The 25,268-nt window shown below is 31.1% G+C and carries 23 protein-coding genes, 1 tRNA gene and 1 pseudogene; 17 read left to right on the top strand and 8 right to left on the bottom strand.

Translation table 11 applies throughout. The features are described from left to right. Nucleotides 1–15: 15 nt before the first annotated feature. Complete coding sequence (locus tag CW733_RS01755; RefSeq protein WP_100995118.1) at nt 16–495, bottom strand: Dps family protein; 480 nt, start codon at nt 493–495, stop codon at nt 16–18. Nucleotides 496–613: 118 nt separating this feature from the next. Here CW733_RS01755 and CW733_RS01750 point away from each other — a divergent pair, with 118 nt between their 5' ends. After that, a complete protein-coding gene (locus CW733_RS01750; protein WP_100995116.1) occupies nt 614–1,552 on the top strand; it encodes a hydrogen peroxide-inducible genes activator in 939 nt (312 codons plus the stop codon). 50 nt (nt 1,553–1,602) lie between these two features. Here CW733_RS01750 and CW733_RS01745 read toward each other — a convergent pair whose 3' ends face one another. The 3 genes from CW733_RS01745 to CW733_RS01735 form a co-directional block, all read right to left on the bottom strand. After that, nucleotides 1,603–1,800 (bottom strand): hypothetical protein, encoded by a 198-nt coding sequence (locus tag CW733_RS01745; RefSeq protein ID WP_100995115.1) that lies wholly within the window; start codon nt 1,798–1,800, stop codon nt 1,603–1,605. A 142-nt stretch (nt 1,801–1,942) separates the two neighbouring features. Then, nucleotides 1,943–2,740, bottom strand: a complete 798-nt coding sequence (locus CW733_RS01740; RefSeq protein WP_100995113.1) for a TIGR00266 family protein — start codon at nt 2,738–2,740, stop codon at nt 1,943–1,945. 63 nt (nt 2,741–2,803) lie between these two features. Next, complete coding sequence (locus tag CW733_RS01735; protein WP_100995111.1) at nt 2,804–3,259, bottom strand: DUF4442 domain-containing protein; 456 nt, start codon at nt 3,257–3,259, stop codon at nt 2,804–2,806. Between the two features lie 141 nt (nt 3,260–3,400). Between CW733_RS01735 and CW733_RS01730 the strand changes: the two genes are divergently transcribed. The 4 genes from CW733_RS01730 to CW733_RS01715 all read left to right on the top strand — a co-directional run bounded on the left by CW733_RS01730 (nt 3,401) and on the right by CW733_RS01715 (nt 7,195). Next, on the top strand, nt 3,401–3,847 hold the full coding sequence (locus tag CW733_RS01730; protein ID WP_100995109.1) for a DUF4870 domain-containing protein: 447 nt from the start codon (nt 3,401–3,403) through the stop codon (nt 3,845–3,847). 91 nt (nt 3,848–3,938) lie between these two features. Then, a complete protein-coding gene (locus tag CW733_RS01725; RefSeq protein WP_055437507.1) occupies nt 3,939–4,283 on the top strand; it encodes a PadR family transcriptional regulator in 345 nt (114 codons plus the stop codon). Then, nucleotides 4,276–6,135, top strand: coding sequence for a PspC domain-containing protein (locus CW733_RS01720; protein WP_100995107.1), 1,860 nt, complete (start codon nt 4,276–4,278; stop codon nt 6,133–6,135). The genes CW733_RS01725 and CW733_RS01720 overlap by 8 nt, the downstream gene beginning before the upstream one ends. A 229-nt stretch (nt 6,136–6,364) precedes the next feature. Next, nucleotides 6,365–7,195 (top strand): GIN domain-containing protein, encoded by an 831-nt coding sequence (locus tag CW733_RS01715; protein WP_100995105.1) that lies wholly within the window; start codon nt 6,365–6,367, stop codon nt 7,193–7,195. 99 nt (nt 7,196–7,294) lie between these two features. On the opposite strand, the gene trxB is transcribed toward CW733_RS01715, so the two are convergent. The 3 genes from trxB to CW733_RS01700 form a co-directional block, all read right to left on the bottom strand. After that, entirely contained in the window at nt 7,295–8,278 is a 984-nt protein-coding gene (gene trxB, locus CW733_RS01710; RefSeq protein WP_100995103.1) for a thioredoxin-disulfide reductase, read from the bottom strand. A gap of 159 nt (nt 8,279–8,437) precedes the next feature. Further along, nucleotides 8,438–10,312, bottom strand: a complete 1,875-nt coding sequence (locus CW733_RS01705) for a serine hydrolase (RefSeq protein WP_100995101.1) — start codon at nt 10,310–10,312, stop codon at nt 8,438–8,440. Nucleotides 10,313–10,375: 63 nt separating this feature from the next. Beyond that, nucleotides 10,376–11,530, bottom strand: a complete 1,155-nt coding sequence (locus tag CW733_RS01700; RefSeq protein WP_100995099.1) for a hypothetical protein — start codon at nt 11,528–11,530, stop codon at nt 10,376–10,378. Between the two features lie 109 nt (nt 11,531–11,639). Here CW733_RS01700 and CW733_RS16580 point away from each other — a divergent pair, with 109 nt between their 5' ends. Continuing rightward, on the top strand, nt 11,640–11,774 hold the full coding sequence (locus CW733_RS16580) for an aldehyde dehydrogenase family protein (protein WP_255411493.1): 135 nt from the start codon (nt 11,640–11,642) through the stop codon (nt 11,772–11,774). Continuing rightward, nucleotides 11,764–12,335, top strand: a pseudogene (locus CW733_RS16575) (aldehyde dehydrogenase family protein). Before CW733_RS16580 ends, CW733_RS16575 begins: the two are co-directional and overlap by 11 nt. 88 nt (nt 12,336–12,423) lie before the next feature. On the opposite strand, the gene CW733_RS01690 reads toward CW733_RS16575, so the two are convergent. Next, nucleotides 12,424–12,498: transfer RNA gene (locus CW733_RS01690), tRNA-Pro, on the bottom strand. A 111-nt stretch (nt 12,499–12,609) separates the two neighbouring features. On the opposite strand from CW733_RS01690, the gene CW733_RS01685 reads away from it, so the two are divergent. From CW733_RS01685 to CW733_RS01640, 10 genes are all read left to right on the top strand, one after another. Next, nucleotides 12,610–13,713, top strand: a complete 1,104-nt coding sequence (locus CW733_RS01685) for a PQQ-dependent sugar dehydrogenase (protein WP_100995097.1) — start codon at nt 12,610–12,612, stop codon at nt 13,711–13,713. Nucleotides 13,714–13,788: 75 nt separating this feature from the next. After that, nucleotides 13,789–14,139, top strand: coding sequence for a cytochrome c (locus tag CW733_RS01680; RefSeq protein ID WP_232730384.1), 351 nt, complete (start codon nt 13,789–13,791; stop codon nt 14,137–14,139). Between the two features lie 51 nt (nt 14,140–14,190). Then, a complete protein-coding gene (udk, locus tag CW733_RS01675; protein ID WP_100995095.1) occupies nt 14,191–14,799 on the top strand; it encodes a uridine kinase in 609 nt (202 codons plus the stop codon). Next, nucleotides 14,799–15,101 (top strand): septum formation initiator family protein, encoded by a 303-nt coding sequence (locus CW733_RS01670; RefSeq protein ID WP_100995094.1) that lies wholly within the window; start codon nt 14,799–14,801, stop codon nt 15,099–15,101. Before udk ends, CW733_RS01670 begins: the two co-directional genes overlap by 1 nt. Then, a complete protein-coding gene (locus tag CW733_RS01665) occupies nt 15,094–16,437 on the top strand; it encodes a methylmalonyl-CoA mutase subunit beta (RefSeq protein ID WP_100995092.1) in 1,344 nt (447 codons plus the stop codon). The genes CW733_RS01670 and CW733_RS01665 overlap by 8 nt, the downstream gene beginning before the upstream one ends. A gap of 11 nt (nt 16,438–16,448) precedes the next feature. After that, entirely contained in the window at nt 16,449–17,162 is a 714-nt protein-coding gene (locus CW733_RS01660; protein WP_100995090.1) for a hypothetical protein, read from the top strand. Next, nucleotides 17,162–19,312: a methylmalonyl-CoA mutase gene (scpA, locus tag CW733_RS01655; RefSeq protein ID WP_100995088.1), complete on the top strand. Its 2,151-nt coding sequence runs from the start codon at nt 17,162–17,164 to the stop codon at nt 19,310–19,312. The genes CW733_RS01660 and scpA overlap by 1 nt, the downstream gene beginning before the upstream one ends. Before the next feature lie 517 nt (nt 19,313–19,829). Beyond that, a complete protein-coding gene (locus tag CW733_RS01650; protein ID WP_100995086.1) occupies nt 19,830–21,845 on the top strand; it encodes a hypothetical protein in 2,016 nt (671 codons plus the stop codon). A gap of 2 nt (nt 21,846–21,847) precedes the next feature. Further along, nucleotides 21,848–22,807 carry a hypothetical protein gene (locus CW733_RS01645; RefSeq protein ID WP_100995084.1) on the top strand — a complete coding sequence of 320 codons (960 nt, stop codon included), beginning with the start codon at nt 21,848–21,850 and terminating at the stop codon, nt 22,805–22,807. A gap of 10 nt (nt 22,808–22,817) precedes the next feature. Then, complete coding sequence (locus CW733_RS01640; RefSeq protein ID WP_100995082.1) at nt 22,818–25,265, top strand: Hsp70 family protein; 2,448 nt, start codon at nt 22,818–22,820, stop codon at nt 25,263–25,265. Nucleotides 25,266–25,268: the final 3 nt, after the last annotated feature.

Below are 25,268 nucleotides of genomic sequence, written 5' to 3'. Positions count from 1 at the left end.
TAATATATCTTCTTTTTATATACTTTCTCCTAACCAAGCATTCATCATCCAAATAGTTTTTTCTTGCTCTGTAATTAAATCGCTCATCATAGAATTAGTTCCTTCATCTCTAGCGTCTCCTGCCTTATCAAGAATTTGTCTTTCTAAATTTAATAATTCAGCTAAAGAAGTTACAATTAAATGTACCGCATCGTTATCTTTTGAAATATTTTTTCCAACAGGCACTTTTGCTTTTTTAATATAATCATCGAAAGTGTGTAAAGGTGTCTCTCCTAAAGTAAGTACACGCTCTGCTAACAAATCAACTTTCATGTTAGCATCTGTATATAATTCTTCGAACTTTACATGCAAGTCGAAAAAATTCTTTCCCTTTATATTCCAATGTATTCCTCTTAAGTTTTGGTAATACGTTTGAAAATTTGCTAATAAATTATTTAAATCTTCAGCGATTTCCTTAGTCTTATTTGTGTCTAATCCTAAACTATTTAATGCCATAATTTTATATTTTTATATTCATTATTTATAATACATCAAATTTAATCCAAAAATAAACGCTAATAAGCATAAGTTTTATTGATAGATTTTATATTTTTATAGTTTAAAACTATATAAAATGACAATCACTCAATTAACATATGTTCTTGCTGTAGCAGAACACCAAAATTTTACTAGAGCAGCACAAAAATGTTTTGTAACGCAGCCAACATTAAGTATGCAAATTCAGAAATTAGAAGATCAATTAAATATTTTAATTTTCGATAGAAGTAAAAAACCAATTGAATTAACAGATGTTGGTAGAAAAATAGTTAACCAAGCAAAAAACATAGTAAACGAATCTAACAGAATACAAGATATTGTAGACCAACAAAAAGGGTTTATTGGAGGTGAGTTTAAATTAGGAATAATTCCAACAGTAATGCCAACATTACTGCCAATGTTTTTAAAAACCTTTATTAAAAAGTATCCTAAAGTAAAACTTAAAATTGAAGAGCTTACTACTGAAGAAATTATAACCAGAATTAACGATGGACACTTAGATGCTGCTATTGCAGCTACACCTTTAGAAAACGATTCGATAAAAGAACGTGTTCTCTATTTCGAGCCTTTTATGGCATATATTCCTCAAGGACATCGTTTAAGCAGTAAAAAAACAATAAGCACAGAAGATTTAGACATTGAAGACATGCTCTTACTTGAAGATGGGCATTGTTTTAGAGATGGTGTCATTAATTTATGTCGCGTATTTAAAGACCAGAACGATGAGAGTTTTCAATTAGAGAGCGGAAGCATAGAAACATTAATAAAACTCTCTAACGAAGGCTTAGGCATGACCTTACTACCATATCTACATACATTAGATATTAATGAGAAAACAAGAAACAACTTAAAAGAATTTAATGCGCCTTCTCCTGCTCGAGAAGTGAGTATTATCTACCATAAAAGCGAATTGAAAATGCAGATTATTGAAGCTTTACAAGATGTTATTTCTGGGATTATTAGAGGAGCAATTGCGTTTCAAAATGTTCAAATAATAAGTCCGTTACCAAAATAGAATTACTAAATATCAAACATAAAAAAAGCGACTCGTGAGTCGCTTTTTTTTTATGCTTTTAAATAGATTAGACATTTGTCTAAATCTGGGTTTTCGTTTATTAAGGATGTTATATAAATTTTCAACTCTTCAATTTCGTAAGGTAGTAACCGTTGAAGTGCTTTCTGAACTTCCTTACAAAACAAGTTGGCATCAAAACTAACTTTATTAAGTATCGTTTTGGTGTACTCGAACATTGCTCTTGACATAATAATTGTGTTTAATTAAGTAAAAAAGTAAATTTCAAGAATAGGCAAACAAGTTTTAAATTCGATTAAATGTAGTGAAAAAATCAATTGAAAAAGAGGATGTTTCTTATTTTCATTGTTAATTTATTCACAATTAACTATTCTAGAATTTATTATCACCATCTAACAAATCTCCTAAACCTCCTAGAATACTACCTTCTCCTTTACTGTTCCCTCCTTTTGGTAAGCTTGCTAAAACACGACCAGCTAATCTGCTAAATGGTAACGATTGAATATATACTGTTCCTGGACCTTGTAGCTTTGCAAAAAACAAACCTTCACCACCAAAAACTGTATTTTTAATACCTCCAACAAATTCTATATCGTAATTTATGCCTTGAGTAAAACCAATAATACAACCAGTATCCACGCGTAAAGTTTCTCCTGTTTTAAGTTCTTTTTTAGCTGTGGTTCCTCCTGCATGAACAAATGCCATGCCATCACCTTCTAGTTTTTGCATTATAAAACCTTCACCTCCAAAAAGCCCACGACCAAGTTTTTTACTAAACTCTACTCCTATGCTCACACCTTTTGCAGCACACAAAAAAGCATCTTTTTGGCAAATAAATTTCCCGTTAAATGCGGTTAGATCTATTGGGATTATTTTTCCTGGATATGGAGAGGCAAAAGAAACGTTTCGTTTTCCATCTAAATCGTTGTAAAAAGCTGTCATGAACAAGCTTTCACCTGTAAGAATTCTTTTTCCTGCGCCTAGAATTTTCCCAAGAAAACCTTCATCTTTTTTTGAACCGTCTCCAAAAATGGTTTCCATTGTAATGCCATCATCCATCATCATAAAACTACCAGATTCTGCAACAACACCTTCTTGATAATCGAGTTCTATCTCTACGTATTGCATTTCTTCTCCGTAAATTTTGTAATCTATTTCGTGTGATGTCATTGTTTCTTGATTTATATTGATATGCTAATTTGTAGCATTATAAACTAAAATGTTACAACTATTTTATTTTTTCACTCTAACTGACCATTCAAAATTAAAAGTAGATACTACTATTCCTTCTTTATTTGTACCTATAGATTGCATCCAAAAGGTTTGACCATCACCAGTTGCTATCGTTTTTCTTAAAGCTTCATCTATTAAATGTCCATCGTTACAAGAAAAAGTAATTCTTCCTGTTGCTTTTTTAGTAAAGCTTGCATTATTATTAGACACTAACATCGATACTTTTTTTCCAGAAGCTCTAATTTTCATAAGCACTAAAGCACCAGTTGTTAACTCTGCAGCCATACCTTGAACTGCCCAAAACATGGATTTAAATGGGTTTTGATTAATCCAACGGTGTTTTACTTTTACAGTACAAGAGTTATCGTCTATAGTTTTTACGCGAACACCTGTTAAGAATACTGCAGGTAGTTTAAAAAAGTTGAAAGTGTTTATTTTACTTGGTGTAAGCTTCATATATTTTAAGATTTCTTCAAAATTATTGAAAATATTTCATATTCCAATATGTTAAAAATTTGTTAAATTTTAGTACTATGCGTTACATAATACCTTTTTAAAGACATATATTTGTATAAGCAACTATTATATACTTTTAAAATGCAAGAAAAAAACCACACCAATATTGCCACTTTTATTCATCTTTCTACCTTTTCAAGGTTTCTTATTCCTTTTGGAAATTTTTTAGGACCATTAGTATTGTGGATAATAAACAAAGACAAATCTGAATTTATAGATGAGAATGGAAAGCAAGCCTTAAATTTTCAAATAAGCATATTAATTTATTCTTTAATTATTGGCTTAATAACCATTCCGTTCTTTGCCTTCAGTATTTTTAATGGATTCGATTTTATGAATTTCGATCTTTTCGAAGGCATTCATTTTAATTTAAGCAAACCTTCTCCTCTATTTTACATTGGAGGTTCTTTAGGTTTCTTGGCTGTAATAGGCTTTATACTTGAAATCGTTTTTATAATAAAAGCAAGCATAAGAGCTAGAGATGGAGTCATTTTCGAATACCCATTAAGTATTAAATTTTTAAAATAACGTGTACTGAACTTGGTTTTAGTATCTAAAAAAAATCATCAATAATCAATCAAAAAATGAACAGTTTAACAACATTAATTCGCATGACAATATGAAGATAGAAAACACAAAAGCACAAATGCGTAAAGGTGTTTTAGAGTATTGCATATTATCTGTCTTAAAAGACAAAGATGCTTACGTCGCCGAAATTTTAGGCACACTAAAAGACGCTAAGTTGCTAGTAGTAGAAGGTACAATTTACCCACTACTTACACGACTTAAAAACGCAGGACTTCTTAATTATCGTTGGGAAGAAAGCACCTCTGGACCACCAAGAAAATATTATGGATTAACAGAAACAGGACAATTGTTTTTAAAAGAATTAACCACTACTTGGGACGAATTGCAAACAGCAGTTAACATTGTAACACCATCAAAAAACAACACTAATGAATAAGACAGTCAACATAAATTTAGCAGGTATATTTTTTCATATAGATGAAGATGCGTACTTAAAATTACAGCGCTATCTTGAGGCTATAAAACGTTCATTTACAGATTCTCAAGGACGATCGGAAATAATTGCAGATATCGAATCTCGTATTGCAGAATTATTTTCGGAACGTATATTAAACGAAAAACAAGTTATTGGAAACAAACAAGTTGACGAGGTTATTACCATTATGGGACAACCCGAAGACTACCTTGTTGATGACGAAATATTTGAAGATGAACCGCAACAAAAAGCATATTCTAAAGGTAGATCTAAAAAATTATTTAGAGACACAGAATCCTCTTATGTTGGTGGTGTTTCTTCTGGATTAGCACATTACTTTAGTATAGATGCTTTATGGATTAGAATTATATGGCTAGTATTAGTTATAGGCGGTTTTGGTACAGGAATACTAATTTACATCCTCCTTTGGATATTGGTTCCTGAAGCTAAAACAACTTCAGAGAAAATATTAATGACTGGAGAAAACGTCACGATCTCTAACATAGAAAAAAAAATTCGTGACGGCTTTGGAACAGTTTCAGAAAGTGTAGGACACAATTTGCAAACTGCAGGCGATAAACTTAAAGAAGGTTTTGAAAATGCAAGCGATAATATATCTAATTCTGTAAAAAACATAGATGTTAATAAGTCTACTAACAGAATAAAATCTAGCTCACAGACGTTTTTCGATACTATTGCAGATATTTTTATGTTCTTTATAAAAATCTTTTCTAAGTTTATAGGTCTTATATTAATGTTTACTGGTGCAGTTGGTGTAATAGCAACTACTGTCGTTTTTATTTCTTCAATGTTTATGGGACGCATAGGTCAAATACATCTTGGAAATTCTGACTTTACGTATTTAGCAGAAGCATCAAACACGCCTTTATGGTTTGTGTTTTTAGTAATCTACTTTTTATTTGTAATTCCATTATTATTACTTTTCTATTTAGGTCTTAAAATTTTAGTAAATAATCTAAGATCTATAGGTAATGTCGCTAAGTTCACTATGCTAGGTCTTTGGTTGTTATCATTAATTGGCATATGCATTATTGGAGCAAAGCAAGGCTTATCTTATAGCGAAAAAGCACCTTCAATTACAACCGAAAAATTAGAGAGCATTACAAAACAGGATACTTTATTCTTATCTATGAGAGGTAATGAAAGTTATGCTGATGGGTTTTATAAAAACTTTCATGATTTTGATACTGCTTTTAACGATAAAGGTGATAAGATCACTTTTTCAAGAGGTGTTCAATTTAGAATTCGCTCTACAAGAGATAGTGTCGCAAAAATTAAAGTTGTAAAATTATCTAGAAATTCATCTTTTGAATCAGCCAAAAAATTAGCAAATAATATTAGTTATGATTATGAATTAATTGGAAATGAATTACTACTAGATAATCATTTCGTAATTCCAAATAATGATATTAAGAGAAATCAAGAGGTAGAATTAACTATTTATTTACCAATTGGAATGACACTTTTTGCTGAAGAAAACACACATAGATTCCACAGCCGTAATTGTTTATTATCTACAACCAAAGAAGGTCATTTTCTAACCGTTAAAAATGGAAAACTATTATGTAACGATTGTGACGAAGACGACAACGACGACGATGATTTTGAAATCGATTTAAACATTAATAAAGATGGTGCAAAGCTTAAAATAAATTCTGAAGGTATTGAAGCTTCAACAAATGTTAATTCTATACAAATTAACGAAGATGGTGTAAAAAGCAAAACCAATAACGTTGAAGTAAATATTGACGAAGATGGTATTAAAATAACTTCGGATAAAAATAAAGAATAACACAAATAATTTATACTGAACGTGTTTCAGTAATCTATAAAAACAGAAATTATGATAACCATAGCAAAGTTTTTAATCGCATTAATACTAAATATATTACTGTAAAAAAAACAAACAAAAATCAACCAACCGCAAACCATCCCATTCTTTTTTAAAAGTTTGGGATGGTTTTTGTTATATATTTGCTGAACAATTAATTACAAGATTTCCGCTTTCTCGGAAAATAAATATGAAAACTAAAATACACCTCCTTATTCTTACTTGCTTTATTACTCTTTCTGGATTTTCTCAAAGCACAGAAAAAATAAAAGGCAATAGAAACGTTACGACTCAAACTACAGAAATTGATCAATTTAACAGATTGGTAATTGGTGACAATTTTAAAATTAACATAAAACAAGGAAAAACACCCTCTATACAAGTAGATACAGACGATAATTTACATGAAGTAATAGTCTTTAATGTACAAGAAGGTAGTTTAAGTTTTAAAACGAACAAGAAAATTACTTCTAGTAAGAAAATGGAAATTACTGTAATATTTAAAGATTCTTTAAATATTATAGAATTAAAAGAAGATGCCGAGTTAACAGGAAAAAGCACAATTAAAGCGCAAAATCTAATACTAAGAACAAAAGAATCTACCAAAGCCTTTTTAACTATTGAAGCAGATACTCTAAAATATATTGGAGCAGGAAAAACTAAAGTCGAATTAAATGTAACTGCAAAATCTACAACTTTAGATTTAAGTGATAATACTTCTATTGAAGCTTTAATAAACTCTGAAATTATTGCTATAGACATGCTACAACGTGCCAGCGCAAGACTAGAAGGAGATGCTAACGAATTAATAGTAAATACAGATAATTCCTCTACTTTGAAAGCTGAAAAACTTACCGTAAAAACGTGTCATTTAATTACTGAAGGAAGAGCAGATACACATATTGAAGCCGCTTCAAATTTTATTATTGAAGCTTCTGGAACTACGGAAACTTATATTTATGGTAGCCCAAAAATTGAATTGAAAAAATTTGAAGATGAAGCTGTTTTGAGAAAGAAGTAGAAAAACTAGTTAATATTAGAACTAAAAAACCCGAAGCAATTGCTTCGGGTTTTTTAGTTCTAATATTTATATTTCTAACCTAAGCTAGAATAAGTCTAACTAGTTATAATTAGAAGTACTAACCTCGAAAGTAGAGTCTTTAGCTGCTAAATAACGTTCTGCATCTAAAGCTGCCATACAACCTGTTCCAGCTGCTGTAATTGCTTGTCTGTACACATGATCTGCTGCATCACCACTAACAAAAACACCATCTACATTAGTTTTAGATGTTCCTGGTTTAGCGTTAATTATATATCCTGTTTCATCAAGATCTAAAAAGCCTTTAAAGATATCTGTATTTGGTTTGTGACCAATAGCTACAAAAAATCCTGTTGCAGGAATATCATGCGCTTCGTTTGTTTTATTATTTTTTACTCGAACACCTGTTACTACTTGCCCATCACCTAAAACTTCTTCAGTTTCTGTGTTAAATAGTATCTCTATATTCTCTGTGTTTTTTACTCTTGCAGCCATAATTTTAGACGCTCTAAACTCATCACGTCTTACTAACATTGTTACTTTTTTACAAAGCTTAGATAAATAATGTGCTTCTTCACAAGCACTATCTCCTGCTCCAACTAAAACAACCTCGTGGTTTCTATAAAAGAAACCATCGCAAACTGCACATGCAGAAACACCTCCACCAAGTTTTAAATATTTTTGCTCAGAGTCTAAACCTAAATATTTAGCACTTGCTCCTGTAGATATAATTACAGTCTCTGCGTGAATTTCTTTCTCCTCGTTTACCCAAACTTTATGTACATCTCCAGAGAAATCTACTTTAGTAATCCAGCCGTCTCTTACATCAGTTTCAAAACGTTCAGCTTGCGCTTGAAGTTCCATCATCATTGCAGGTCCAGTAATTCCTTCTGGATAACCAGGGAAATTTTCTACTTCGTTAGTTGTCGTTAACTGTCCTCCAGGTTGTGTTCCTTGGTACAAAACAGGTTTCATGTTCGCTCTGGCAGCATAAATGGCAGCAGTATATCCTGCTGGTCCAGATCCTATTATTAGGCATTTTACTTTTTCTATTGTATCAGACATGTTCTATAATTTATACTACAAAAGTAGTTTTTTTGATAGAATACTTACAGTTAAGTTATCAACAGAAATTATAGACACATAAAGTTTTATTATTCTAAAGAAACCACAAATAAAAGCATCAACAATCTTAAAGTTTATTGCAATGCTTTCACATTATTATTAATAGCTATTTATATCTATTAATTCAAACTCATCTTTATTTACATCATGTATTCCCATAAAATCGCAATAATTTGATCCAAATAAAATACGCTGTGCTTTGTTGCTTTTCTCCCAAATCCCTGTCCATTTTCTATTACCATTTACTTTATATGTTTCAACATCTATTAAATTATAACCTTCCCTATCTCTTTTGTTTACTAAAGTTATAAACGCTGCTTCATCAAAATTTCTATTTAATTTCCCATCCTCTCCTGCTATCCATACACCAGACCACTTTAAGCCATTATTTGAATTATAAACCTCAATATCAATTAACTTATACCCAGATTTTGCTAATTTCTCTCGCTTTGTTCCAAATTTTGAAGTTGAATAGTTTCTATACATTACATATTTTCCTGAGCCCTTTTTAAATAATCCTGCCCATTTTCGTTTGCCATTTATAGTGTATGTTTCTAAATCATAAAGACGGTAACCTTTTTTATTCATCTCTTTCCATTTCTTATTAAACTGGTCTTGATTATAATTTCTCCACATTGCATATTTTCCTGCTCCTTTTTTAAAAACACCATTCCATAAATTGTTTGAAAATTCAAAATTTTCTAAGTAATATCCTTTCGATGATAAAAATTGCCATTCTGTATTAAAATTATTGGTTGCGTAACCACGTCTAATAATTACATCTTCTCCAGTTTTTCTCCACACGCCAACAAAATTTTTATTTGAACTTTTCATTCCTGTACCACATTTATTTATTGGTGTTTTTTGGGTTCTATATCCAGGTTGGACATTATTCATTTTATTTAAAATTTTATAGACAAGGTTTTCTCTTTTAGCATAATTTGCTGGAATCAATACAACAATCGCAATACTATCATTTGGCTTTATGTACATAAAAGATCTTAAATTGCTATGTGCTCCTCCATGATATATTCTATGTCTAAGCCCGCTACCTTCACTTAAAACACCTCTTCTTGTTTTAACTGGACTCCCATCTGCCTTTCTATTACCATCATCTCTCCATAGGCTGTCTGTATTTTCTAATAGTTCACCTTCTATAATACCTCTTGAAAACCTAAGAAGATCTCTTATATTTGATTTCCAACCACCACCAGGCAGAACATATTCTTTACTTCCATCTACTTTTAATTTAATAGCACCATCTATAGGTTTCTGAAACCCAACCATACTATCATTAGAAACTTCTAAACTTGGCATATCTAATACGTTTTTAATATTAGTATTTATCCACCTTGTATAGCTTCCTGTTTTTTCATCTATAACGGCTCCTAATAAACTATAACCATACGAAGAATATTTATATCTGTCTCCAGGCTCAAAATCTAATGTCATATTTCTAAAAACATCAACAGAAGAATTTGCGTTAAAACTATTACTATTTGTTAAATAATTTTCTTTATTATAGCTAGCTCCTTTTCTATAATGATTAATACCACTTCTATGCGTTAATAGCTGCTTTAGTGTGATTTTTTCTTTATTTTCTTTGTCAGATACTTCTTCACCATCAATATTAGCAGTCCAATATGGGTAATGCGCGATAACTGCATCGTTTATATCAATATCATTTCTACTTTCAAAAATCTGAAACGCAGCAACTGCTGTTAATGTTTTAGATATAGATGCCCAATTAAAAACCGTAGTATCACTAATAGGAATTTTACTATCGACATCCTTAAACCCATAGCCTTTGGTGTAATTTATTACTCCTTCCCTAAATACGCCTATTGCTAATCCTGGTAGATTTTGTAGTATCATTTCTTCTTCTACAATATTATCTATATCCTTTGTAGTTATTTGCGCATTTGCCATGATGGCAAAAAAGCATACTATTATGGTGGTTTTTAAAGTTTTCATATGTATTGGTTTTATAATAATTGTTTGCACTTCACTTTATACTAGTCAAGCATGATTCCTTTTTTATTCTTTTAATAATTTTTCTACATTTAATTTTTTAATATAATCCCATAACTCTTCCGCATTAATATTCACTCCTGAGGCGTTTACAATTATTCTATCTTCAACTTTGTATAGTAGTTGTGTTGCTTTTTTTTCTTCACTATATTGAGCTATATATGGCTTTATATCCTTTTCATCTTTACCTTTATTTTCCATCGCATAAGCAAAATCAATCATTCCTATATCATCTGGATTCTTAGCACAATCAACTACGTAAATATCTATTTCCCTTTTCTCTACTTTGTTAGTATAGACTAAGTGCATGTTGTTTTTATTACTTTGTCCAATAGGTGGTTTACCGTGCACTTTGGTTGTTATTGATAAATCACCAAGTTTGTTTGGTACCCATTTTTCAAATTTTGTTTTTGTAATAGGAGTTAAATTGTATAATTTTTTGGCTACTTCTATCTTTCTATCTTTTTGTATTTGCCTTAAAGACCATTTCACCTTTTTATTCGCAGGTTCAATTTTGGAAAAATGTATCGTACTTGTTTGATATGGAAGAGAGTCTACTTCACTATTATTTTCAACTATTTCAAGGCGCTCTTCTATAAAGTTCCATCCTTTTTCAAACTTAATATTTGCACTAATATTAGCATAAGGATTATTAGTCGTAGGAGATGTTTTAATACAATCGTCCTTAAATGTTATAGCTCTATCAATATAAAACCAAAAATATTTACTGTTAGCAACAAGACTATCTCCAACAGGTTCTAATATCGCTACGTTTATGCCATACTTTTTTATTAATAGTTTGTATTTCTGAGCGTAAATAGCATCAAATGGTGTTTTTGCAAAAACATCCCTGTCTTTACAGCTACTGTTCATTGAAAAAATATTTTGAAACTTATAAGGTTGCAAAGGAATACTATCATAAAGTGCCTTAATATCAAATTCTGGTAAATTAAAATAGATTGTCCCATCCGTATTAATTTTTCCTAATTTAATTTCTTTACCATTCTGTTGTCTTTGAACAATTTCTAGTGCTTCATGCCTATAATCTAAGACTCCTTTAAAATGGTTTTCAACTTTTGGAAATGCTTGGTCTTGTTGTGCTTTACATGACTGAAATAGTATAAACACCAATAGGAATAGTACGTGAATTTTTGTTTTCATTTTTATTTTTTTTTAAAGTTCGAGTTTATGACTACTACTCTTTCATATAGAATCTCTCAAAAGGTTAACAGAATGAGCTATTAAAAAAAACGTAAAATGATTATTAAATATAAAAAAAGCAGTTTTAGAGCTAGGCAGCAATAACACTTGCATTGTTTTAGATGATGCCGATTTAGATAAACACCTAGACGTCATGGCAAAAGCAAGATTTTCAGAATTCAGGACAGAGTTGTATTGCTGCTAAACGTTTTATAGTAAAAGAAGGTATTTACAATAAATTTGTAAAACGTTTTAAAGACAAAGTAGAAAACTTAAAATATGGTGACCCATTAAAAGAATCACCCGAAATTGCCACACTAGCAAGTGCAGATTTAGCTAGCGATTTAAGGAAACAAGTTGAAGCATCCATAAAAAAAAGAGCCAAAGTTTTAATTGGAAATAAAATAGACAAAACCTATTTCTCACCTACAATTCTTACCGAAGCAACAGAAGATATGGACGTTTTTAAAGAAGAAACTTTTGGTCCAGTCGCACCCATTATTAAAGCAAAAAACCTAGATCATGCAATTACACTAGTATCTAATAGTCCATTTGGATTAGGGACCATGCTTTTACAAAAGACATAGAAACAGCAAAACAAAAAATTATAGATATTCCAGGTGGCGCTTTTTTTATAAATGATTTAGTAAAATCTGATCCAAGATTACCATTTGGAGGCACAAAAACTTCAGGATATGGTAGAGAATTATCAAAAGAGGGTATTCATGAGTTCGTAAACATAAAAACAGTATACATCAATAAATAAACACAACAGGTGCAAAATAAAAAGTTCAATTAAAAAAAAGTGAAATTTTGGCATAAAAAAAGCTCAGTAAAAACTGAGCTTTTAAAAGTCGGGGTGGCAGGATTCGAACCTGCGGCCTCCACGTCCCAAACGTGGCGCGATAACCGGGCTACGCTACACCCCGAAAACAGTTATCAAAACTAAAACATTAAATTTTAGAAGTGCAAATATACTTTACTTATTTAAATAACAAGCTATTTTTATTGTAAATTGTAGAAAACATTTCAATTTAACAATGGGAACAAAAAAACTAGCTTACTTTGTACTGTTATTGCTCACTTTTTCGGCTTGTGCTCAAGATAAAAACCCAATAAATAATAAAAATTCTCACGAGGTTATAGTTTCAGAACTAACAAATCCTTGGGGATTTGTATTTTTACCTGACAGTTCTATGCTAATTACAGAGAAAGAAGGTAAAATAATTCACTTTAAAAACAAGACTAAAAAAGAAATTAAAGGCTTGCCAGAAATCTATGTTCGTGGTCAAGGTGGACTATTAGATATTAATATTCATCCAGATTATAAAAACAACGGTTGGATCTACTTCTCTTATGCTTCACCAAAAGGAGAAGAAAAAGGTGGCAATACTGCTATAATGAGAGCAAAAATTAAAAACGACTCTCTAATTGAAAAAGAATTGCTTTATAAAGCAGAACCAAATACTACTAAAGGTCAGCATTTTGGATCACGAATCCTTTTCGATAAAGAAGGTTATCTATATTTCTCTATTGGAGAACGTGGTAATCGTGACGAGAATCCACAAGATATAACTAGAGATGGTGGCAAAATATATCGATTAAACGATGATGGCTCAATACCAAACGACAATCCTTTTACAAACTCTAAAGGTGCTAAAAAAGCCATTTGGTCTTATGGACATCGCAATCCACAAGGCATGGAGCTACACCCAGAAACTCAAGACATCTGGACACACGAGCATGGACCTAAAGGAGGTGACGAAATAAATATAATAAGAAAAGGAAAAAACTACGGCTGGCCTGTTATTACCTATGGTAAAAACTATTCTGGCACTTCAATTACCGACGAAACTAAAAGGGAAGGCATGGAAGAGCCGCTTCATTATTGGGATCCATCTATTGCACCTAGTGGTCTGTCTTTTATTTCTTCGGATAAATATGGAGATTGGAAAGGTAGTTTATTAGTAGGTTCATTAAAATTTAGCTATTTAGATCGTTGTGAAATTAAAAACGGTAAAGTTGAAAAAGAAGAAAGGCTTCTCGCTGGTATTGGCAGAGTACGTTCTATAGAACAAGGTCCAGATGGTTATATTTACGTTGGTGTAGAAAACTTAGGCATTGTTAAATTGATAAGACATTAAATAGTTATGAAAAACTTCAGCTTCAGTTTATGTCTGCTTTTTTTGATGTGTTCTTGTAATTCTTCAGATAAAAAAATGACTCAAAACAGTGCTCATGTTAATCAGGATTTTTCCGAAGGCAAAGAAATCTACAACGACTTTTGTATGCAATGCCACATGGCAAATGGAAAAGGTGTACCTAAGGTTTTTCCGCCTTTAGCGAAATCAGACTACTTAAAAAACAACAGATTAGAGAGTATAAAAGCTATTAAATATGGGCTTTCTGTGGAGATTACAGTTAATGATAAAAAATACAATTCGGCAATGGCTTCACAAGGCTTAAGCGATAAAGAAATAGCAGATGTAATGAACTACATTACAAATAGTTGGACAAACAAAAATACATCGTTAATAAGTGAAGAAGAAGTTTCGAAGGTTGAACGCTAATCTTTTGTTTCAAATTCCTAAATTTGTTCAATTAAATTTAATAAACAAAATATGCTTATAATAGGAATTGCTGGTGGTACAGGTTGTGGTAAAACAACTGTAGTAGAGCAAATAATGAATGAACTACCAGAAGGTGAAGTTGGTATTATTTCTCAGGATTCATACTACAAAGACACTTCAGAAATGTCTTACGAGGAGCGTACTAAAATAAACTTCGACCATCCAAAATCTATAGATTTTAAATTATTAAGACAGCATTTAACAACTTTAAAAGCTGGAAATAGTATTGAGCAGCCAGTCTATTCTTTTGTAGACCATAACAGAACAAAAGAAACAGTAACTACACATCCCAAACATGTGATGATTGTAGAAGGTATTCTTATTCTTAGTAAACCAAAAATTCGCGACATGTTCGATATTAAAATATTTGTACATGCAGATAGTGATGAGCGTTTAATAAGACGTGTAAAAAGAGATATTGCAGAACGTGGTAGAGATATAAATGAAGTGCTTACACGTTACCAAACAACGCTTAAACCAATGCATCAACAATTTATTGAACCAATGAAAGAGTATGCAGATTTAATTATTCCGAACAATAAATACAACACAGTAGCTGTTGATATTGTACGTACAATAATTAACGAAAAACTAACTTAATGCTTAAGTATTTTAAAAATATATTCTTAATTATTTTTATAGCATTTGCTATATGGATGCTGTTTTTTGATGGTAATTCTTTAATAATTCACAATGAATTAAATAATGATATCGAAAAACTTGAAAAAGAAAAAGAGTATTATAGAAAAGAAATAGTTAAGGACAATAAAGCCATTAAGGAATTAAAAAAAGAAGAAGGTCTAGAAAAATTCGCTCGCGAAGAATATTATATGAAACGAGATAACGAAGACATTTATATAATTGAATATCAAGACAGTTTAAAAGTTAAAAAAGATGAGTAAAAAACTATTTAGCGATTTTGATAGTGTTTCTGCAAAAGCATGGAAACAACAAATTCAGGCAGATTTAAAAGGCGTAGACTATAACTCTACTTTAATTTGGAATACTCCTGAAGATATTAATGTAAAACCATTTTATCATGCAGACGATTTTAATGGAGAACCTTTTCCAGAAATCCCATCAAACTCATGGTCTATATGCCAATCTATATTTGTTTTTGATGTTGAAAAATCTAATGCAAAAGCCATAAACGCAATCGAACGCGGTGCGGAAAGCATTCTATTTATTATCCCAAATAAAGAAGTTTCAATTGAAATTTTATTAAAAAACATCAATGCTACTTCTACTCCATTATTTTTTGAATTACAATTTTTAGATGCAGATTATGCTAAGCAGCTATCTGCTATTACTGGAGTTTCTTTATTAACAGACAGTATTGGAAACCTTGCCAGATCTGGTAATTGGTTTAATAATTTAAAAAGTGATCACGAACAATTAGAAAAAATTGTTTCAAAAAAAAACAACACACTTAGCGTCGATTTAAGTTTATACCAAAATGCAGGTGCAAATATTATACAGCAACTCGCTTATAGTTTAGCACATGCAAACGAATATTTAAATATTTTAAATAGTAATTTAAAATCTAAAATTACTTTTAAAGTATCTGTAGGTACTAATTACTTTTTCGAAATAGCAAAGCTTCGTGCTTTAAGGCTACTTTGGAAAACTTTAGCATCAGAATATGGTGTAATAGAAGATTGCCACATTATAGCTATACCAACAAAACGTAACAAAACACTTTACGATTACAATACCAATATGTTACGCACAACTACGGAATGTATGAGTGCTATTCTTGGTGGCGCAAATACTGTTTGTAATCTTGCTTACGATGCTATTTACCATAAAGACAACGAATTTGGCGAGCGTATTTCTAGAAACCAGCTTTTGGTTTTAAAACATGAAAGCTATTTTAATGCTGTCAAAAATGCATCAGATGGTGCTTACTATATCGAGAGTTTAACACAACAGCTTTCGGAAAAAGCATTAGCATTATTTAAAGAGATAGAAGCCAAAGGTGGTTTTCTAAAACATTTAAAAGAAGGGTTAATTCAGAAAAAAATAAAAGAAAGCGCAGCTAAAGAACAAGCTAGTTTTGATAATGGAGACATTACATTATTAGGTACAAACAAGCATCCAAATACAGAAGATAGAATGAAAGACGACCTTGAGCTCTATCCTTTTTTAAAAATGAATGCCAGAAAAACGCTACTTGAACCTATTTTAGAAAGACGATTAGCAGAAACTATAGAACAAAACCGATTAAAAACAGAATAAACATTTTACAAATGAAGACAACTTTTAAACTTTTAATTTTAGTAATTTTAGTTACAATTTCTAGCTGTAACAATTCTAAATCAATCGATTACAAATACTCAGAAAATCCTAAACTACTGGCTTGCGACTTCCCAAATGGCCATTTATTGCAAGAGGCTGTTTATTCTTTCGAGAACGACATAATTAGAGCTTATAATATTAATAATAAAAATTTCACAAAAGCATATTCTACTTTTCTAAACGAAAGACAAAGAGGTAAATTAAATGTGAAAAATATTGCCAGCGAACATAGTTTAAAAATAGCAAAAGCCTTAAAAGAAAGTACTAATTTATGGACAGAGACCAACGGAAAAAACTCGCTTAATAACTCAGGTCCATTAGTAGATTGTATTGCCAATAACATAAAAGACAAAGACATTAAAGCAACCTATAACGCTTTATTAGCGACTAACAGCTTAAAGCCAAGTTTAATTTTACCGCTTTTAAGTAGTAGTTCAAGATTTATCCAAGCAGATGGTAGTTTAAAATCTTATGTAGCTTTAGAGTTTTTCTATTCTCAATTATTAAATACCAAACTAGAAGAACTAAACACAAACTTTTCGCAAGCACAGCCTGATCCAACAAAGCCTAGTGTTGATGGTGTTAATTTTAAAAAAACACCTAAACAAGCAGTTCCTACAAAAGGAGCTGCGAATGATCCACACGCTGGACATAACCATGACTAATGAGCAGAAAAAACCTTCAACATATCGCAATTAAATCTGTAGTAAAAAGTCAAGAAACAAAATCTGTTTCCTCTTTAACTGCTGAAGACATTCCTGTAAAATCGAATTATTCAAAATCTGATTTAGAAAACTTAGAGCATTTAGGTTTTGTAGCAGGAATTGCTCCAAATTTACGTGGACCATACTCAACAATGTATGTGCGTAGACCTTGGACTATTAGACAATATGCAGGATTTTCTACTGCAGAAGAAAGTAATGCGTTCTACCGTAGAAATTTAGCCGCAGGACAAAAAGGATTGTCTGTCGCTTTCGATCTAGCAACGCATAGAGGTTATGATTCTGATCACGAACGCGTAGTTGGAGATGTTGGAAAAGCTGGAGTTGCCATAGACAGTGTTGAAGACATGAAAGTACTTTTCGACCAGATTCCGCTAGATAAAATGAGCGTTTCTATGACTATGAATGGTGCTGTTTTACCAATCTTAGCCTTTTATATAGTTGCAGCACAAGAACAAGGCGTTGCATTAACAGATTTAGCAGGAACCATACAAAACGATATATTAAAGGAGTTTATGGTACGTAATACGTACATCTATCCTCCTACACCATCCATGCAAATTATCTCGGATATTTTTGAATACACGAGCAAGAACATGCCAAAATTCAATAGTATTAGTATTTCTGGTTACCACATGCAGGAAGCAGGAGCCACTTGCGATATTGAGTTGGCTTACACACTTGCAGATGGTTTAGAATACATAAGAAAAGGGTTAGCCGCAGGAATGGACATTGATACTTTTGCGCCAAGACTCTCTTTCTTTTGGGCTATTGGTATGAACCATTTTATGGAGATTGCTAAAATGCGAGCTGCAAGAATGTTGTGGGCAAAATTAGTAAGTCAGTTTAATCCTAAAAATCAAAAATCATTGGCATTACGTACGCATTGCCAAACTAGTGGTTGGAGTTTAACAGAACAAGATCCATTTAACAATGTAGCACGTACAACTATAGAAGCTACTGCTGCTGCTTTTGGTGGCACACAAAGTTTACACACCAATGCCTTAGACGAAGCTATTGCACTACCTACAGATTTCTCGGCTAGAATTGCAAGAAACACACAAATATATTTACAAGAAGAAACCAATATTACCAAAACGGTAGATCCTTGGGCTGGAAGTTATTATGTTGAAAAACTAACCGATGACATCGCACAAAAAGCGTGGTCTTTAATTGAAGAAGTTGAAGAACTTGGTGGCATGACCAAAGCTATAGAAGCTGGTATTCCAAAACTAAGAATTGAAGAAGCTGCGGCAAGAAAACAAGCACGAATAGATTCTGGTCAAGACCTTATTATTGGTGTTAATAAATATGTTTTAGACGAAGAAGATCCGCTTCATATTTTAGAAGTCGATAACCAAACCGTTAGAAAACAACAAATTGAACGTTTAGAAAAAACAAAAGCAGAACGCGATACTAAAAAAGTAACTCAGGCTTTACATAATTTAACCGAAGCTGCACGATTATCTAACAAAACTAAAGACTCTAATGTAAGTGCTGAAAATAATTTACTACATTTAGCAGTAATAGCAGCAAAAGAACGTGCTACTTTAGGCGAAATTAGTGATGCTTTAGAAGCTGTTTATGGTAGATATAAAGCACAAATAAAATCATTTTCTGGTGTGTATAGTAAAGAGATAAAAGACGACAAGAGTTTTGCAAAAGCAAAACAATTAGCAAACCAATTTGCAGAGCAAGATGGTAGACGACCACGTATTATGATTGCTAAAATGGGACAAGATGGACATGATCGTGGTGCAAAAGTTGTGGCTACTGGTTATGCAGATATTGGTTTCGATGTAGACATTGGTCCATTATTTCAAACGCCTCACGAAGCTGCAAAGCAAGCTGTAGAAAACGATGTGCATATTCTTGGTGTCTCTTCTTTAGCAGCAGGACACAAAACATTAGTGCCACAAGTTATAGAAGAACTTAAAAAGTATGGCAGAGAAGATATTATGGTAATTGTTGGTGGTGTAATACCAAAACAAGATTACCAGTATTTATTTGATGCTGGAGCTGTTGCAGTTTTTGGTCCTGGAACTAAAATTAGTGAAGCTGCCATTACTATTTTAGAGGTTTTGATTGATTAAAAACTACAAACCAAATAGTAATAAACTATAAAAAAAATAGTAGTACTATTTAAAACCACTTAGTGAAAACTTAGTGGTTTTTTTTGTTTTTACGGATATCCTCAAAATATATTAATTAGACTGTTGTAATTTGGCTTTTGTTGAAGAAAAATACGTAGTTCTACGTATTTTTTTCTAGACTAATAAGAGCTAATTTCGTTGCTTATATCTTTTAGGGTATAAATAATAAGAAACTTATTATATCCTCTTATATTTAATGGATATGAGGAATAAAGGTTATTATATAACTAGTTGTGCATAATGCGGAAAAACGATAAAAATTGAACATTTGAACTAAATAAGCCAGCCGCACAAACAGCACATTTGGTTTTTTGCCGACACATAAGCCAACGCTGAAAAAACCAAAAGAGCTGTTTTTTGCCAACGCTCGAGTAAAAATTGAACTGAATACGGAAAACCGTAATCCGAAATAAAAAAAAGAGAGTAATTTGAAAGACTTAAAACCAACCGAAAAAATATGGAGTTAATCCAAAATAACCCTTACCGAATTGCAGGAATTCTTTCAAATGCTACTGCAAAAGAACTTGAAAAGCAAAGAGGAAAAATCAGAGCATTTGCAAAGGTTGGAAAGAAAATAAATTCTGAATATGACTTTCAAGATTTAAATAGCATTACCAGAACCGAAGATTCTATAAATAAAGCTTTTTCAAACATTGAGCAAAACCAAGATAAAGTAAACTATGCTTTGTTTTGGTTTTTAAATGTCAATCCTTTTGATAATACTGCGATTGACTACCTGAAAAATGGAGACAAAGAAAAAGCAATTGAAATCTGGGATAAAGTAACCCAAAACAAAGATGTAAATTCTAAGAACTTTTCAGCTTTTAATAATTTAGGAACTTTCAAATTATTGAGCAAAAACCAAGATGAAATAAAAAAAGGAATTGAAGCTAAAATCAAACTTATAGAATCTGGATACTTTGAAAATTTTGTTCATTCTGTTGCAGATGAAACTTTTACCATTGACAATAAAAAACAAATAGAAAAATTGGTTGATGAATTGCTTACGCAATTCAAAAACCAATATTCTAGTTCTGAAACATTACAATTATTCAGTAATTGCAACGGTTCTACTCGAAATTATCTTTCAAAAAAGTTCACAGAAGAACCGCTACACAATATTGAAAGCCAAATTTCCAGAAGTAAAAACAAAAGAAAGGATAACAAAATTGATGCCTACCAATTTGGACTAAACTTAGCTGCAAACTGTAAAGATGACTTAGTAACGTTGCAATCATTACTTGGAATTACTGATTTAAAATATAAAACAATTGCAGACCAATTAGCAAATGAAATAATGCAATGTGGAATTGATTATTTCAACGAAAGTCAAGAAAATGATTCCAATAAAGATTACTTAAAACAAGCTCAAGAACTTAATAAAACAGCATTGTCAATTGCAGTTGGAAGTTTGATTCAAGATAGAGCAAAAGACCATATTTCTACACTCGAAGAAATGAAAGACAATAGCCTTTCTCAAGCTGTTGAACTATTGCAATCTGTAAAAGATGCTTATGAAACAAATGAAGCGAAAATAAGGCAACAGATTAAAGATTTAATGGAAAATGATGCCGAAATAAAGTTTGGATTGAAAACAATTAACCAAACTGCTGTTGATGATAACATTAAAAATTCGATTAATTGGAAAGAGGTAAATAACTTGCTAAATGCAGTTTTGGATAGTAGTAGTTTAGGGAAGATAAAAGAAAGCTCTAATAACAAACTCAAAGCGGAATTTATTGAATTAGCAAAATGGTTAAAAGAAAATTCTTCAAGTAATTCTGTAATAACTAGAATAATTAATGACTACAAAAAGATACCGCCAAAACTAACTTTCAAAGTTACTTCTTCTGAAATAACCAATACAGACAATCAACCTTTATATATTAAATTTGTGAGGTATATTGGATTAAACCTCAATATAAAAGTTGAAAATCCTACTTCTGTAAACTTTTACCTAAAGTATATAAATCCTGATGGTAGCATCAAACGAAACTCAAAAATATCACCAATTGGATACTCTCAATCAACTACAAAAGAAATAAATAATGATTCAAAAACAATTGAGTTACCAGGTTGGGGGAATTCTGATGAATGCACGTATAAGATAGGAGAACATCGAATTGAAGTATATGTAGATGAATATTTGATTCATAGCAAAAAATATGTTGTTGAATTAGCACCTTCTGAAAGATTACAAAAGGAAATATCAAGTGCTGAAAAGAAGTTAAGACAAATAAATCAAACTAATTACCTCGAAAATGAAATTAGATTTGCTCGCAATGAAATGAGCGAAATTCAAAAATTCAAACTGTTTAGAGGTAGCTCTGAAAAGCAAGAACAAATTCAATCCCAACAAAAGAAAATTGACCAGCTCACAGAAAAATCAAAAATAGAAAAGAGAAGAAACATCAAATCTCAAGAAGAAAAGATTTACAAATTAAAAATGGAACTTTCAGCAGCAAAATACTAACAATGAAAAAAACAATACTAATAATTGCTTTTTTAGGAGCAACCAATCTTTTTGCTCAAGAGCAACCAAGTACGGAATTAATTGAAAAAATTAAAAGTTTACAAACTCAAGTAAACCAACAGCAAAACGATATTCAAAAACTTTATTCCGAATTGAATAAAGAATACAGAACATATCGTATTGTTAAAAAAGATTTGAACCAAACAATTATAGACAATCAAGTAAAAGTTGTCGATAGCTTGAATACTCTAATTAACAAAAGCAAGCAAGAGTTATCTTCTGTCAACAAACAACTAAACAAAAAAATTAAACAAACAGGCGAAAATGCAAATTCCAAAATTTCAGAATTAGATAGTAGTTTAGGCAAAAATCGTTTGTATTGGATAATTGCAACTTTGGCTACACTTTTATTAGGTGGTTTGGTTTATTGGCTATTGGGTAAACGTATGCTTTCAGATAAAAATGAAGTTAAAAATCAAATACAATCAAGTAAAACAGATGTTGAAACACAAATAAAGAACACTAAAACTGCATTAGAAGAAGAAAGTGTGAAGTTAGATAGCCAGCTTTTAGAAATTATTAGCTCACAATTAAAAATCAAAGAATCAGAAAGTAAAACATTAGGCAAAGAGGAAAAAGACCATTCTTTAGTACTTAAAGTTGCTGATGAAGTAACAAGAATCTTAATGAATCTCGAAGTAATGGACAAGAGCATCAAAGGATATAAACATTTGAAAAAATATTCTGAATCCATTTTAGATAATCTTAAAGCTTATGGATATGAAATCCCTAAACTTATAGGACAGAACTACAATTCAGGAATGAATATGGTAGCAACATTAGAATTTGATGACAGTATTGAAGAAGGAAAACAAATAATAAAAAGAATTATAAAGCCACAAGTAAACTTTGATAAAAAAATGATACAAGCGGCTAAAGTAATTGTTGCATTCAACGAATAAAAAAATAAATATGGCAAGATTAAAAATAGATTTTGGGATAGATTTAGGAACTACCAATTCCGCTATTGCAGTAATGGAAAATGGGAAAACAAAAGTTTTTAAAAATGAAGTTAATGGAGAAACAACACCATCTTCTGTTACAGTAACGAAAAAAGGGTTTCAAGTAGGTGTGAAATCTTTTGCCCAATTTCCTGTGGATAAAAGAAGAGCATTTAACAAACCAGATTTCCAATCAAATATTTTTACAGAGTTCAAACGAACTATGGGTAATGCGGTTCAGCATACCACATTAAAAGGCAATTTAAGTTCTGAAGACTTATCTGCGGAAGTTCTAAAGACTCTTAAATCTTATGTAAAAGAAGAAGATGTAAAATCTGCAATAATTACAATTCCAGCTGCATTTGAAATGAATCAAATTAGTGCAACAAAAAAAGCTGCCGAATTAGCAGGAATTGAATACGTAGAGTTAGTGCAAGAGCCTTATGCTGCTGCAATTGCCTATGGTGTTCAATCTTCAAATAAAAATGGATATTGGTTAGTTTTTGATTTTGGAGGTGGTACTTTCGATTCTGCTTTGGTAAAAGTATCTGATGGTATTATTAAAGTAATAGACACAGAAGGCGATAACTTTTTAGGTGGTAAAAATTTAGATGAAGCAATTGTTGATGAAATATTTATCCCATACTTAAAAGAGAACTTTTCAATAGACTTTATTATATCCAATTCTGAAAAGTTTAACGCTTTTAAAGAAATGTGGAAACCTTTAGCAGAAGATGCTAAAAACCAATTATCATATAAAGATGAGTATTCTATACTTACTAATCTTTATGATGAATATGGAGAAGATGATGAAGGAGAAGAATTTGAAATAGATTTAACAATAACACGAGAACAACTTAAAAAAGTAATTACGCCATTTATTCAGAAAGCAATTGATTATTGTAATGTCTTATTGAAAAGAAATAACAAGAACGGTCAATCTTTAGATGAATTAATATTAGTTGGTGGACCTACGCTTTCACCTGTAGTTCGAGAAATGCTTGAAACTCAAATTAAAAAACCAAATACTAGTGTTGACCCAATGACAGTAGTAGCTGAAGGTGCTGCCATATATGCTTCTACGATAAACAATCCTGTTGAAAATGTAGATATAGATACATCAAAAGTGCAATTACATATCGATTATGATTCAATGGTTGTTGGAGAAAGTACTTTTATAACTATAAAAACGAAAGATGAAGATAGAATAGTTTTTGCAGAAATTGCTAGAGAAGATGAAGCCTTTAAAAGTGAAAAAGTAGAAGTAAATAGTATTGGTGAAGTAATTGAATTACATTTAAAATCAGAAGAGCGTAATGTCTTTTCTATTCTAATTTATGATGAAAAAGGTAATAAATTAGAATGTGAACCCTATAATTTTTCAATTTCTGAAGGTACTGATGTTGGAAAAACAGTTTTGCCACATACTGTTTGTATAGAGGTTATAGATAAGGTTTCAAGAAAAAAAATACTTAAACCCCTAAAAGGTTTAGAAAAAGGAAAAACTCTTGCAGCAACGGGTGTTTTTAATGACCTGAAAAATAAAAAACAAATTCGTCCAGGAATGGATGATTTTATTGATATTCCAATATACCAAGGCGAACCGTTTACAAAAGCAGTTTTAAACAATCACGTTTCAACAATTCGTATAACAGGCAATGAACTTCCTTCATTATTAGCCGAAAATAGTATTGCCAATCTAACTATTGAAATAGATAGGTCAAATATTATGACAGGTAAAGTAAACTTTATTGACATTGATTTTGAAATGCCTTTTGAAGTAATTGCTAATGACTCTAAACTCACAGAAGCTTGGTTAAAAGAACAAGTTGAAGAAACCGAAGATAATATTGATAACCTTGATTCTAATAGAAAAGAAGAATTTAAAGAAAAACTAAACAAAGTCAAAAACATATTTGAAACTAAAAAAACTGAATCAGGAAGATTAGAAGCTCGTTCCGAACTTCAAAAACTTGCAAAAGAGGTTGAGCAAATTGAAATTCAAAATGAATGGCCAAAATTAGAAGAAACTTTGAAGGAAGAATTTTATAAATTAGAAGAGGTAAATAATGATTTAGGGAATGATAAAACTACACGAACTGTAAATCAATTTCGTTCGCAATTAGAAGAAGTTATAAAAGCAAAAGATGCAAAACTTGGAAATATTCTTTTAGAAGAAATCAATAGCTTTTTTGTTCAATTAACATTAATATATCAATTAATCGGATTTGTAAGACAACACAATGATAATTTCGGTTCATACAATTGGAAAGATAGTAGTAGAGCAAGAACGCTTCTAAATAAAGGTTTACAAATTATAGGAGAAAATCCAGATGTAGAAGAATTACATCCTATGGTAATCTCAATAATTGATTGTCTTGTTGATGAAGATAAACCAACTGATATTTTTGAAGGTTAAAAT

The organism is Lacinutrix sp. Bg11-31 (assembly GCF_002831665.1).
Taxonomy (GTDB): domain Bacteria; phylum Bacteroidota; class Bacteroidia; order Flavobacteriales; family Flavobacteriaceae; genus Lacinutrix.
The sequence above is the reverse complement of the archived record's forward strand: the minus strand, read 5'-3'. Positions and strand labels throughout refer to the sequence as shown.